Raw genomic sequence first — 13,275 nt, 5'->3', positions numbered from 1 at the left:
GGCGGGATGTCGACGGATCGGCACGACTTCGTTCGCCTTCGGCCGGGTGCGGTCCGGTCGGGACCGACTTCGGTCCGGAGGGGGTCGGAATTGATCGATGTCCCGCAGGGTGATGTGGCGGAAGCGGTGCGGTCGGGGCCGTTGGAAAAAGTCTCGCGGAGAGTGGGAACCGACTCGGCGCGAGCGGTGTACCAAAAGTGATTGCACGATGACGCATTGCTACATCAGATCGCGCAGGGACCGGTCTCGGATCACGAGGGCTGCCCGTTTGGCGGGCAGGTCCATTTCGGCGGAGAACCGGAACCCTGCGCTCAGAAAGGCGGTGACGGACGGGATGTTGCGAAGGTCGGGTTCCGCGATGACGCGGGCACAGGCGGGCCGCTTGTCGAGCACGAGATCGGCGACAGCTCTGAGCAGAGCGCTGCCGAGACCACGCCCCCGATCACTGACGGCGCCGAGGAGGAGATGGATACCGGTGTCGTGCGGCCTGGCCGGATAGTGGCGGGCCAGCGGATCCAGGTCTGCCCGGTAGATCTCCCAATAGCTCATGGGGACGCCTTCCAGTACCCCCAGGCAGGGGACGCTGCGCCTGTCGCCGCCCAGTTGGGACCGCAGGTGGTCCTCCGTCACGTTCTGGGGCCCGGCCAGCTCCCAGAACGCGGCGACGGCGGGGTCGTTCATCCAGCGGCAGATGAGGGGAAGGTCGCGTTCAACGCGCACGGGCACGAGTTGGAACGGGCCTGCGGGGGTCGTGATCGGGCCCCACTCGGCGACCCCGTCGAGCAGGTCATCGCCGGCCGAGGTGCCTGAGGCGGGGAGCCCGGCGCTGTCACCCGGGGCCAGTTGCCCGTGTCCGGCCACGGGGTCGGTGCCGCTTGCTGGGGCTGGGCCTGCGGCTGCGGCTGCGGCTGCGGAGGACGGTCCGGCGTCGAAGAGCGCGATGAGTTCGTCCGGCAGGCGCAGATCCAGTGTGTCCTCGTGGTCGGTACTCCGTCCGGCGCCCCCGGCAGACCCGTCCACGCCCGGGTCGGGGCGGGTGCCGGAGCCGAAGTCGGGCAAGGGAGCGGGCACGGCGTCGGCAGGGGCGTCGGGGGGAGACACGGGGTGCTCCTCTCAGGAGACGGGGTGGGTCATGTTCCTCAGGAGTGAAGGGGGTTGGCGATCGTGACGTAGACGGACTGGGTGTCGACCGGTCCGACGAGCTCGTCCAGGCCGTGCACGCGGGTCAGCAGATTGGCCTTGCAGCGCAGGACGGGTGAGTCGAGCAGGCGGCCGGGGAGCGTGGAACGCAGTCGGGTGGGTCCGGAGGCCACGCCGGCGAGGAAGCGGCGGAAGGCGGCCAGCAGCAGCCGTTCGTCAGCCAGGCGCTGGGAGCCGAAGGCACCGACGAGGCCGAGGACGTTGTTGATCGCGAGGTAGTAGACGAAGCGTTCGTCGGTGACCTCGTCGGAGACGAAGGTGTCGCTGTGCGCGCCGATGCCGGGCAGCCGGGCGTCGAGTTCCGCTCGTCGGGACTCGCGGAAGTAGTAGCCCTGGTTGTCGCGGTAGCGGCCACCGGCGGGCCAGCCGTCGCCGTCCAGCAGGACCAAGGTGTTCTGCTGGTGTGCTTCCAGCGCGATCCCCGCCTCGCCGTCGAGCCACAGCACCGGGCGGACGACGTGTTCCAGGTAGCGCAGGAACCACTCGGCGGCGACGGCACCTCGCGGGCGGCCGGTGCGGGCGGCAAGGCGGGTGACGACTTCGCCCAGCCGGGACCGCCAGGCCGGTCGGTCCGACTCCGGGCGGCCTCTGTCCGGTCGGTCCCCGGCGGTACCAGCTCGGGCGTGGGGGCGGGATGAGACGAGTCCTGCGATGCAGGAGACGTCGTGCGAAGGACTGAAAGGGTTGTGCCGGATCATCACGTCGATTCCGGGGACGGGACTGCCGTCGGGTCCGTCGACGGCGAGCCAGGCCGGATCACGGACGATGTCGAACGCCGGGTGGGCCGCCTGCCACTCCTTGGACAGGCCGCCGCGCAGGAGCCGGTGCACCTCGACACCACGATGGAGTTCCTTTCGGAGGTTCTCGCGTCGGGAGTTGGTGATGCGCAGGCCCAGGGAGAGCTTGAGCATGGCGGGAGCACCGGATCGATGGACAGTGCGTACGGAAGAGGTGGGGTACCAGGGAGAGCCGTGGGCGCCCAGGTCTCGAAGCAGTCCGGTGGCGAAGAGAGGGGCGGACTCCGGACGGTGCCAGACCTCTCGGAGTTGCCAGGGGTGAAGCGGCAGGGCGGTGTGTCCGTCCGGCAGCGGCAGGTCGGGGCCGGCCAGGCGTTGGGTGAGCTGAGCGGCGGTGACGGGGCGACCGCGCTCGGTCCAGGCCGAGTCCGTGGCGAGGAGCGAGGGGTCGACAGCGAGCCAGTGCAGGGGGAAGGAGCCGCCCAATTCGGGTGAGTACAGGGCCGCTTCGGCCTCGGAGAGACCTTCGCGGCTCTTCGGGGCCGGGTGCAGAGGGTGGCCGAGGACGAGCGCCTGTTCGGCGCTGAGGAAGAGATCGGGGCCGTCGTCGGGGTTCTCGCGGCGCTCGCGGACGAAGGTGGCAGTGCGGCGGACGGAGTCGGCCACCCTGGCCACGAGGTCGGCGCCGCGTGCGGAACCGGGGGCTTCCGCAGCCGGCGACTCTCGGGTGAGCAGCGCCGCGACGGTGACGGAATCGACCGGCGGGGCCTGTTCGGAGACGTTGGCGAGACGGGGGAGGCCGAAGCGGTGCCAGCCCGTCGGGGACCAGTAGTGGACGGGGACGAGGAGGGAGGTGCCACTGGCGGGGAGGGGGATGCGGAGCGTGCCGCTCGCAGGGGCCGGCAGGTCGGTCTCGCGCACCCAGCAGCGCAGCAGATTCTCCACGGTCGCGGCTTCGGCGGCAGCGTGCGGGTCAGGGTGGTTCAGGGGGTCTGCGGTGGCGTCACGCAGGCGTTCCTGTTGAGGCGGCCCGCTCTGGGGCGGGGTGCGGTCCGGGCGGGAGAGGCGTTGTGGGGCGGGCGCTGTGTCGGAGGAGTTACGCGGATGCGTGGGGGTGGGGCCGTGGGGGGTGGGGGTGGTGTTCAAGTTCGGGGTTCCTCGGGGGTGGTTCTGCCTTGGAGGGGTGGATCTGACTCGGCGAGCTGCTGTCTCGTTGAGGCTGGGGCTGTCGTGCCGGTCCGGAGCGGCTGGTCGGGAGCTGGTGGCGGTGAGGGGTGGGGTCGTGGAGGGGGTGTTCGTGAAGGGGCCAGTGCGCGATCAGCGTGGTGGCGGTCGTTCGGGGGCGTCGGTGGCTGTGGAAGTGGATGTCGGGCGACGGTTCGGTCTGTGGCGCAGGGGGTGGTGGCATTTGCGGGGCTGGGCCGGGCTTCGGGTTCCGGACCGACTCCGGGTGCAGCGCCGACCCGAGCCTCAACGCCACCGCCAACACCAACCCCTTCGCCAACACCGACTCTGGCTCCGATTCCGGCTCCGGCTTCCGATCCAGCTCCGGCCTCGACTCCGGACCCAGGTCCGACTCCGGACCGAGTCCGGACCTCGGCTCCAACTCCGGCTCCGGCTCCTGAATCCGACCCCGGCCCTGGCTTCGCCGCGCGCCCCAGCATCGACACCGCCCCCAGGCCCGGCCTCGGCCCCAAGTACGGTTGCCAACCAGCGTCGGGGGAAGCTGCCGTGCGGGCCGAAGCCATGGCTGCTAAGCCGGTTTCATGTACGGCGGCTCCAGCCAGGACGCCGACCGCTGCCGCTCCGTCCACACCAACCGCCACGGAACCGTTTGCCGTTCTGCCGGAGTCAGCCGCCAGCACGTCGGCTACCGGCGCTCCAGCAGCCTCAGCCAAGGCACCAGCCTTTGCTGTCCCTTCAGCTCCAGCCGTCACCCCGCCGACGTCACCGCCCCGTCGCCCCAGCTCCGACCTCGGTGATGCTGTTGCCTCCTGCCACCGGGTCCGTGATCGCGGGCCACCACTGCCACGGCGTCGGCGAGGCGGTCGAGGACGGCGGTGGCCTGTTCGTCAGTGATCGTCAGAGGCGGGAGCAGGCGGACGACGCTCGCGTGACGGCCACCGAGCTCGACGATCAGGCCACGCCTGAGACACTCTCGCTGGACGGCGGCAGCAAGCTCGGGGGAGGCAGGGCGAGGAGACGAAACGGCGCGGGGCGTCATCGCGGCACTCGCACCAGCGGATCCGGCGGCCCCACCGAACCCACTCACCCCATCAGAGACACCGGAATCACCGGAGCCACCGGGCGCACCGAGGCCCCGTCCCTCCCACTTGCTCTCCCTCTCCCCTTCCCCCTCCACCATCTCCACCCCGATCATCAACCCCCGCCCCCGCACATCACCGACGACGGCGAACTCCCGGCTCAGCTCACGGAGTTGAGCCAGCATCCGCGCACCCAGCGTGGCCGCGCGTTCCGTGAGGCCGTTCTCGCGGACGTAGGCCATCGTGGCCGTGCCCGCGGCCATGGCGAGTTGGTTGCCGCGGAAGGTGCCGGCGTGGGCGCCGGGTTCCCAGACGTCGAGGTCGTCGCGGTAGACGACGACAGCGAGTGGCAGGCTGCCGCCGATGGCCTTGGAGAGGACCATCACGTCAGGGGTGATGCCGCTGTGCTCAACGGCCCAGAAGGCGCCGGTGCGGCCGACTCCCGTCTGGACCTCGTCGGCGATGAGCGGGATCGAGCGATCGGCGGTGATCCGGCGCATGCGCCGCATCCACTCGTCCGGGGCCGGGAGGACCCCGCCCTCACCCTGGACGGGTTCGAGGATCATCCCGGCGGGCAGCGGCACCCCGGACTTGGGGTCGTCAAGGACGGATTCGGTCCAGCGGGCGGCGAGTTCGGCGCCGTGGGGGCCACCGACCCCGAAGGGGCAGCGGTAGTCCTGCGGATAGGGCAGCCGGGCGACCCGTACGTCGAGGGCGTCGCCGGACGCTTCGAGCGCGCCGGAGGTCATGCCATGGTAGGCGCCGGCGAAGGCGAGCATGCCGTTGCGGCCGGTCGCGGCGCGTACGAGCTTGAAGGCGGCCTCCACCGCGTCGGTGCCGGCCGGGCCGCAGAACTGCACGCGTGCGTGGCCGGCCAGTCCGGGAGGAAGAGTGCGGAACAGTTCGGTGGTGAAGGCGTCCTTGACGGGGGTGGCCAGGTCGAGGACGTGGAGGGGCGCGCCCGAGTCGAGGACCTTGCGAATGGCTTCCAGGACCACGGGGTGGTTGTGTCCGAGGGCCAGGGTGCCGGCACCCGAGAGGCAGTCGAGGTAGCGGCGGCCGTCGGCGCCCTCGATGGTCAGGCCTCGTGCGCGTACGGGGACGATCGGCAGGGCTCGGGCGTAGGTGCGGGCCGCCGATTCGCGGGCCGACTGGCGCCGCAGGATCCCCTCGTGCGCGGAGCGGGCCTGCGACGGCTCGGCGACGGCGGTGGGGGCCGCCATGGCCTCCCCGGGTGCGGTCTCGGTCACGGCCATGGTTCTCCCGTCGTCGCGCTGTGCGGGGGCAGGCGGTTCGCGCGGACTCGCCCGCCCCGACATACGGAACCCCGGGATCCTTTGCTCGACATCTCGGCACATCGATGCCCCGACTGTCGGGAGAACGCCGGGGATTGTGGCGCCGGGGACCGCACCGCCCGTCGGCGGCGAGCCCCCATCGCTACCAACCCCGGACTGTTCATCGGGTTACGGGTTGTCTGAAGATCTTTGGCGTGACGGAACTGTTGCGGTTCCGTCGGAAGTCGCCCATAGCGGGCGCATAGTGTGTGATGCCGTTCCAAGGCGCGGTGCCGGGGGGTGGACTCACGGGTCGTCTGCGGGAAGTCCCCGGTTCCGGCGCCGGGTTCGTCCACACCAGGGGGAGGCAGAGCATGCGATACGAACCACTGTCGTTGTCCGCTCGCGGCGAAGGCTCTGGGGGCGGGCGCCGCAGAAGCTCACCTGTGCTGGCCGCCATGGCCCTCGCTTCGGTGCTGGCACTGACCGCCACCGGCTGCGGCTCCGGCGATCCGGAGGCGAACGCGCAGGCCTCCGCCTCCTCACCGTCGGAGGGGGACGGCAAGATCACGATCCCGGACGACATCAGGGACGAGCTCAAGGAACACGGGATCGATATCGACAAGTGGAAGAACGGCGACTGGAAGAACTGGGACAGGGACGACTGGCTGCGCGAGGCCCAGGACTACATCAACCCCATCATCGAGGGTCTGTGGGATCCGGAGCGGATGCGGGAGGCCCAGGACCCCGACCGCGGTGTCCAGGACAGCGACCTCTCGGGTGACCAGGGAGTGACCGACCCCGAGCCGGCGCCGGTGGACGCGAGGGCCGTGTCGCCTACGTACCACGACAAGGTCCCTGTGGCGGGCAAGGTGTTCTTCGACTCCCCCGAAGGCACGATGGTCTGTTCGGCGACGGTCGTGGAGGACCCGGCCAACCCGGGCAGGTCGAACATGGTGTGGACGGCGGGGCATTGTGTGCACGCGGGCAGGAGCGGCGGCTGGTACCGCAACATCGCGTTCGTGCCGTCGTACAACGACCGGGCCCTGTCGGCAGCGGAGTTGGCCGGTGCGACCGAGGACGAGGTGGCTCCGTACGGCGTCTGGTGGGCCGACTGGGCGCGGACCTCGGACCAGTGGATCGCGCAGGGCGGTCCGACGGGTGGGGCCGGTGCGCCGTACGACTTCGCCGTCATCCATGTGACGCCGGAGGAGGGCGGGACCGGCAAGTCGTTGGAGGAGACGGTCGGTTCGGCGCTGCCGGTGAACTTCGCCGCTCCGGCGGTGCCGAGGGTCGAGACCATCACGGCCAGCGGGTATCCGGCGGCGGCGCCGTTCGACGGGGAGACGCTGTATCAGTGCCAGGACCGGCCGGGACGGCTGTCGATCAACGCCTCGGATCCGACGATGTACCGGATCGGCTGCACTATGACCGGTGGTTCGTCCGGCGGCGGCTGGGTCGCGGCGGGTGCGGACGGAGAGCCGGCGCTGGTGTCCAACACCTCGATCGGCCCGGTGAACGCGGGCTGGCTGGCCGGCCCCCGGCTGGGTGAGGTGGCCGAGGGGGTGTACGACTCGGTGAGTCAGAAGTTCGCGGGGCAGTGACGTCCCCGACTCCCCCGACCCCCGGGCCACCCGGCCCTGCACCCCTCAAACCGTCCGGACGCCCACGGTCGCGACCGCGACCACGGCTCACCGACCGAACACGCCGAAGGCCCGCCCCTTCTCGAAGGGGCGGGCCTCTCAGCAGAGCTACGGCACTCAGGCCACAACCGGTGCCGGCACGTACGGCGCCAGATCCGCGGCCAGTTCCTCGTGCACCCGGACCTTGAGCAGGGTGCCCTCCGCCGTGTGCTCCTCGGAGATCACCTCGCCCTCGTCATGGGCGCGGGCGACCAGCTTGCCGTGGGTGTACGGCACGAGCGCCTCGATCTCGACGGACGGCCTGGGCAGTTCGTTGTCGATCAGGGCGAGCAGCTCGGTGATGCCCTGGCCGGTCCGGGCCGAGACCGCGATGGAGCGCTTCTCGACCCGCATCAGCCGCTGGAGCGTCAGCGGGTCCGCAGCGTCGGCCTTGTTGATCACGACGATCTCGGGGACGCCGGTGGCGCCGACGTCCCTGATCACCTCGCGTACGGCGGCCAGCTGCTCCTCCGGGTTCGGGTGCGAGCCGTCCACCACGTGCAGGATCAGGTCGGACTCGCCGACCTCCTCCATGGTGGAGCGGAACGCCTCGACCAGGTGGTGCGGCAGGTGTCGTACAAAACCGACGGTGTCGGCCAGCGTGTACAGACGGCCGCTCGGGGTCTCTGCCCGGCGGACGGTGGGGTCCAGGGTCGCGAACAGGGCGTTCTCGACCAGGACGCCCGCGCCCGTGAGGCGGTTGAGCAGGGACGACTTGCCGGCGTTGGTGTAGCCCGCGATGGCGACCGAGGGCACCTTGTGGCGCTTGCGTTCCTGGCGCTTGATCTCGCGGCCGGTCTTCATGTCCGCGATCTCCCGGCGCATCTTCGCCATCTTCTCGCGGATCCGACGCCGGTCCGTCTCGATCTTGGTCTCACCGGGACCACGGGTGGCGAGGCCGCCGCCCTTGCCGCCGCCCATCTGACGGGACAGCGACTGACCCCAGCCGCGCAGTCGCGGCAGCATGTACTGCATCTGCGCGAGCGCGACCTGCGCCTTGCCCTCTCGGGACTTGGCGTGCTGGGCGAAGATGTCGAGGATCAGGGCCGTACGGTCGATGACCTTGACCTTGACGACGTCTTCCAGGGCGATGAGCTGGCCGGGGCTGAGCTCGCCGTCGCAGATGACGGTGTCCGCGCCGGACTCCACGACGATGTCACGCAGCTCCAGGGCCTTGCCGGAACCGATGAAGGTGGCCGCGTCGGGCTTGTCGCGGCGCTGGATCACGCCGTCGAGCACGAGTGCGCCGGCGGTCTCCGCGAGGGCGGCGAGCTCCGCGAGGGAGTTGTCGGCGTCCTGCGCGGTCCCCGTGGTCCAGACGCCGACGAGGACGACCCGCTCCAGACGGAGCTGCCGGTACTCGACCTCGGTGACGTCCTCGAGCTCGGTGGAGAGGCCGGCTACGCGGCGCAGGGCCGCGCGCTCGGAGCGGTCGAACTGCTCGCCGTCCCGCTCTCCGTCGATCTCGTGGCTCCAGGCGACGTCCTCTTCCATCAGGGCATCGGCCCGAAGACCTTCGGCGTAAGTGTGCGCGAGGCGCTGCGTGTCCTGGGAAGGGGATGAAGAGGAGGTCATTTGATCCTTACGTCGATGGGGATTCCGATTCGGCGGTCATGTGTCTCAACGCACGAGTACCCCGGGAGATTCCCGCGCCCCGTGCCGCGCCGACCTGAAGATGGTCGCACGGTACGGGGCGTCTCGTCACCGCCTTATTTCACGGGTGCGACGGCGGGTGTCACGGCCTTCCAGTCCGGGTGGCCGGGCATCGGCGGGGTCTTCTCGGCGTGGAGCCACCCCTGGAGGAAGCCGCCGAGGTCGCGTCCGGAGATCTGGGAGGCGAGGCGCACGAAGTCGGCGGTCGACGCCGTGCCGTCCCGGTGTTCCCGCACCCAGGCCCGTTCCAGGCTCTCGAAGGACCGGCGGCCGATCTCCTGGCGCAGGGCGTAGAGGACCAGGGCCGCGCCGTCGTAGACGTTCGGCCGGAAGATGCTGATCTTCTGGCCGGGCTTCGGCGCCTTGGGGGCGGCGGGCGGTCCGCCGGCGGCGCGCCAGCGGTCGGAGGCGCCGTATGCGGCCTTCATGCGGGCCTCCAGGGTGCGGCCCGCCTTCTCCTCCGCGTAGAGGGCCTCGTACCAGGTGGCGTGTCCTTCGTTGAGCCACACGTCGGACCAGGTGCGCGGGCTGACGCTGTCGCCGAACCACTGGTGGGCGAGCTCGTGGACCATGATCGACTCGACGTACCACTTGGGGTAGGCGGGCTCGGTGAAGAGATCCTTCTCGAAGAGAGAAAGGGTTTGAGTTTCCAACTCGAAGCCGGTGTCGGCGGCGGCCATGAGGATGCCGTACGTCTCGAAGGGGTACGGCCCGACCTTGCCCTCCATCCAGGCGAGCTGGCCGGGGGTCTTCTCGAGCCAGGGTTCGAGCGCGGCGCGGTCCTTCGCGGGCACGACGTCCCGGACGGGCAGTCCGTGCGGTCCGCTGCGGTGCAGCACGGTGGAGCGGCCGATGGACACCTGCGCCAGCTCGGTGGCCATGGGGTGCTGGGTGCGGTACGTCCAGGTGGTCGCCCGGCCGACGCGGTCCACGTCGGTCGGCAGGCCGTTGGCGACGGCCGTGTAGCCGTCGGGTGCGGTCACCCGGATGGTGAACATCGCCTTGTCCGAGGGATGGTCGTTGCACGGGAACACCAGGTGGGCGGCGTCGGCCTGGTTGGCCATGGCGAGCCCGTCCGCGGTGCGCACCCAGCCGCCGTCCCGGTCCGCGGCGGACACGGGGTCGCTCGTGTGCCGGACGGTGATCCGCATCCAGCTGCCGGCGGGCAGCGGTTCGTCGGGCGTGATCACGAGGTCCTCGCCGGCGCCCGTGAAGGCCGCGGGCCGTCCGTCGACGTCCACCGACTGGACCTCGCCGTGCGCGAAGTCGAGGTTGACGCGGTCGAGTTCGGTGGTCGTCCAGGCGTCGATGGTGGTGACGGCCGTGAGCGGCTTGCTGTTGCTGCCGGGATAGGTGAAGGAGAGGTCGTACGACGCCACGTCGTAGCCGGGGTTGCCGAGCTGCGGGAAGAGGCGGTCACCGACACCGAGCGGCGCGGCCGGGGCGCTCGCGGCGAGCAGACAGACGCAGACGGCGGAGGCGAGCAGCCCGGCCGCCCTGCGCCGACGGGAGCTTCCGGTACGGCGACGGAGGGCGTCGCCGCCCGGCCGGCTGGCGGGGCTGAGGTGCAGGTGGGCGGGGCCGGCGTGAGTGCGGGGGGTGAGCGGCATGCACCACCGCTACCAGCGCGCACGTGCGCCACGGCGGCGACGCGCGACCGGCCCACTCGAACGGGGTCTTCCGGTCCCGTTGAGGCGACGCGTGCGGTCCTGCTGCCCCTCACGCGCGCGTGAGAAGCTCAGCTTTCGACCCACAGAGCCCGCTCCGGCTCCTGCTCCGGCTCCTGCTCCTGCTCCTGCTCCTGCTCCTGCTCCTGGAACACCTACCGGCGCACGACAGCCAGACCTGCACAGCCCCCGCTCCCCCGCGACCCTTGACGCTCCGTCACCCCCCGAGCGTCTGCGCCCTGCTCACGTCGTACACGCCCGCCACGTTCCGCATCGCCCGCATCAGCGCGGGGAGCAGGGCCGCGTCCGGCAGTTGGACCGTGTATGTGTGGCGTACCCGCTGCTGGCTGGGTGGTTCGACGGTCGCGGAGACGATCTCGGCGCCCTCGCCCGCCATGGCCTCGGTGAGGTCGGCGAGGAGGTGCGGGCGGCCGAACGATTCCGCGTACAGCGTGACCCGGCACTCTGCGGTGTCGCCCCAGCGCACGCCCACCTCTCTGCGGCCCACGCCCTTCATTCGGTCGACCGCTGCGCACTCGACGCGGTGCACGGTGACCACTCCCCCGCGCACGGCGAAGCCGGTGATCTCGTCGGGCGGTACGGGTGTGCAGCAGCCGGCCAGTCGTACGGTCGCGCCGGGCGGGTCGATGAGGGTGACGGCGGCTCCCGGACGGTCGGCGGCCGGGAGATCGGCACCCGCGCGGTCGGCGGCCGGGTCGGCGGGGTCCGGGCCGACGGAGGCCCGCGCCTCGGCGGTGATCCGGCCCCCGCTGTCGGGTGTGTCGGCAGCCCGCGACTCCGTGGCGGCGGTCCGGACGGGATCCGCATCACCCCGCGCGACCTGGCCGACCGGCCCGACCTGCGTCTCCCGCAGGTCCTCGGCCTTGGCGGCCGGGGTCGCGTCGACCGTCCCGCCCCGCTCCTCGGCCTCCTCCCCCTCCGCCGTCTCGTGCGAAGGATGCGTCGCGATCCACCGCTGGATGGCGATCCGGGCGGCGGGCGTGTGCGCGTGCTCCAGCCACTCCTTGGAGGGCTCGGCGGCCGGGTCCTGTCCCATGAGGAGCTGGACGGTGTCCCCGTCCTTCAGGACGGTGCTCAGGGTCGCCAGACGGCCGTTGACGCGGGCACCGAGGCACGCGTGCGCGTCCTCGCCGTACTGCGCGTACGCGGCGTCCACACAGGTCGCGCCCTCGGGCAGCCCCAGGGTGCCACCGTCGGGGCGGAAGACGGTGATCTCGCGGTCCTGGGCGAGGTCCTCGCGCAGGGTGGACCAGAAGGTGTCGGCGTCGGGCGCGGCCGCCTGCCAGTCGAGCAGGCGGGAGAGCCAGCCGGGCCGGGTGGGGTCCACGCGCTCGCCGTCGAGCGCGCTCGGCTCTTCGGGAGGGCCCACGTAGGGATTGCCGAGCGCGACGACGCCGGCCTCGGCGACCTTGTGCATCTGGTGGGTGCGGATGAGGACTTCGACGACCTGCCCGTCACCGCGGGCCACCGCGGTGTGCAGCGACTGGTACAGGTTGAACTTCGGTACGGCGATGAAGTCCTTGAACTCGGAGACGACCGGGGTCATACAGGTGTGCAGTTCGCCGAGGACGGCGTAACAGTCCGCGTCCTCGCCGACCAGGACCAGCAACCGCCCGAAGTCCGCGCCGCGCAGCCTGCCGCGCTTGCGGGCCGTCCGGTGCACGGAGACGAAGTGGCGTGGCCGGATGACGACTTCGGCCTGGATCCCGGCCTCGCGCAGCACGCCCCGCACCTCGTCGGCGATCTCGGCGAGCGGGTCGTCCGCGCGGGAGGCGTTGTCGACGATCAGCTCGCGGGTGTGCTCGTACTCCTCGGGGTGGAGGATCGCGAAGACCAGGTCTTCCAGTTCCGTCTTGAGGGCCTGGACCCCGAGGCGTTCGGCGAGCGGGATGAGGACGTCGCGGGTGACCTTGGCGATGCGGGCCTGTTTCTCCGGGCGCATCACGCCGAGGGTGCGCATGTTGTGCAGCCGGTCGGCGAGTTTGATCGACATCACGCGCACGTCGTTGCCGGTGGCGACGAGCATCTTGCGGAAGGTCTCGGGCTCGGCGGCGGCGCCGTAGTCGACCTTCTCCAGCTTGGTGACACCGTCGACGAGGAAGCGGACCTCCGCGCCGAACTCCTCGCCGACCTGATCGAGCGTCACGTCGGTGTCCTCGACGGTGTCGTGGAGCAGCGAGGCCGTCAAGGTCGTGGTCTCCGCGCCGAGTTCGGCGAGGATCAGGGTCACGGCGAGCGGATGTGTGATGTACGGCTCACCGCTCTTGCGCATCTGACCGCGGTGCGAGGACTCGGCCAGGACCCAGGCGCGTCGCAGGGGTTCGAGGTCGGCGTCGGGGTGGTGGGCGCGGTGGGCGTCGGCGACATGGCCGATGGCGTCGGGCAGCCGGTCCCGGGCGGCGGGGCCGAGCAGCGCGGCACGGCCCAGTCGGCGCAGGTCGATCCGCGCCCGCCAACGGGCGGCCGGGCCTGCTACCGGACCTGGGGTCGCGGGGTTCGTCGCCTCCGCACTCATGGGCACCTCCGGCTGCGTGGACCGGCGGACGGGGTGCCCCATGGCGGACACGGCTCAGGGGATGGCATCTGTCCCCCGTCCGGGCCGGTGCTTGATGCTACCGAGCCCATCACGCCCGACTGACCGCCTCTCGGCGAGCGTGAAACGGATCACCCATTCGAGCGAAGGTTTGTAGGTTTACGATTTCACGCCATGTGACCTGCGACTGTCCGTGGTTCCGAATCGCACAAGGGGTCGGAGGCTGCGTTTCCACGCCTTCACC

Annotated in this window: 7 protein-coding genes; 1 reads left to right on the top strand and 6 read right to left on the bottom strand. The window is 71.1% G+C overall.

The window, feature by feature from the left end:
* Window positions 1–219 precede the first annotated feature (219 nt).
* The 3 genes from IOD14_RS09960 to IOD14_RS09950 all read right to left on the bottom strand — a co-directional run bounded on the left by IOD14_RS09960 (window position 220) and on the right by IOD14_RS09950 (window position 5,424).
* On the bottom strand, window positions 220–1,101 hold the full coding sequence (locus IOD14_RS09960) for a GNAT family N-acetyltransferase (RefSeq protein WP_212670069.1): 882 nt from the start codon (window positions 1,099–1,101) through the stop codon (window positions 220–222).
* Between the two features lie 38 nt (window positions 1,102–1,139).
* Entirely contained in the window at window positions 1,140–3,083 is a 1,944-nt protein-coding gene (locus IOD14_RS09955; RefSeq protein WP_123992029.1) for an IucA/IucC family protein, read from the bottom strand.
* A 787-nt stretch (window positions 3,084–3,870) separates the two neighbouring features.
* Window positions 3,871–5,424: a diaminobutyrate--2-oxoglutarate transaminase family protein gene (locus tag IOD14_RS09950; protein WP_249126257.1), complete on the bottom strand. Its 1,554-nt coding sequence runs from the start codon at window positions 5,422–5,424 to the stop codon at window positions 3,871–3,873.
* A 425-nt stretch (window positions 5,425–5,849) separates the two neighbouring features.
* On the opposite strand from IOD14_RS09950, the gene IOD14_RS09945 reads away from it, so the two are divergent.
* Entirely contained in the window at window positions 5,850–7,079 is a 1,230-nt protein-coding gene (locus IOD14_RS09945) for a hypothetical protein (protein WP_212670067.1), read from the top strand.
* Window positions 7,080–7,235: 156 nt separating this feature from the next.
* Here IOD14_RS09945 and hflX read toward each other — a convergent pair whose 3' ends face one another.
* The 3 genes from hflX to IOD14_RS09930 all read right to left on the bottom strand — a co-directional run bounded on the left by hflX (window position 7,236) and on the right by IOD14_RS09930 (window position 13,013).
* A complete protein-coding gene (gene hflX / locus IOD14_RS09940; protein ID WP_123992026.1) occupies window positions 7,236–8,732 on the bottom strand; it encodes a GTPase HflX in 1,497 nt (498 codons plus the stop codon).
* Window positions 8,733–8,866: 134 nt separating this feature from the next.
* The gene (locus tag IOD14_RS09935) at window positions 8,867–10,420 is read right to left on the bottom strand and encodes a M1 family metallopeptidase (RefSeq protein WP_123992025.1); all 1,554 of its coding nucleotides are present in this window, start codon (window positions 10,418–10,420) and stop codon (window positions 8,867–8,869) included.
* Window positions 10,421–10,694: 274 nt separating this feature from the next.
* A complete protein-coding gene (locus tag IOD14_RS09930; RefSeq protein ID WP_212670066.1) occupies window positions 10,695–13,013 on the bottom strand; it encodes an HD domain-containing protein in 2,319 nt (772 codons plus the stop codon).
* Between the last annotated feature and the right edge of the window lie 262 nt (window positions 13,014–13,275).

This window comes from Streptomyces sp. A2-16 (assembly GCF_018128905.1).
Taxonomy (GTDB): domain Bacteria; phylum Actinomycetota; class Actinomycetes; order Streptomycetales; family Streptomycetaceae; genus Streptomyces.
The sequence above is the reverse complement of the archived record's forward strand: the minus strand, read 5'-3'. Positions and strand labels throughout refer to the sequence as shown.

Coding starts and splice junctions, on each gene's coding strand:
- IOD14_RS09930 (WP_212670066.1), bottom strand. CDS start 13,013: ATGAGTGCGGAGGCGACGAACCCCGCGACCCCAGGTCCGGTAGCAGGC.
- IOD14_RS09945 (WP_212670067.1), top strand. CDS start 5,850: ATGCGATACGAACCACTGTCGTTGTCCGCTCGCGGCGAAGGCTCTGGG.
- IOD14_RS09935 (WP_123992025.1), bottom strand. CDS start 10,420: ATGCCGCTCACCCCCCGCACTCACGCCGGCCCCGCCCACCTGCACCTC.
- hflX (WP_123992026.1), bottom strand. CDS start 8,732: ATGACCTCCTCTTCATCCCCTTCCCAGGACACGCAGCGCCTCGCGCAC.
- IOD14_RS09950 (WP_249126257.1), bottom strand. CDS start 5,424: ATGGCGGCCCCCACCGCCGTCGCCGAGCCGTCGCAGGCCCGCTCCGCG.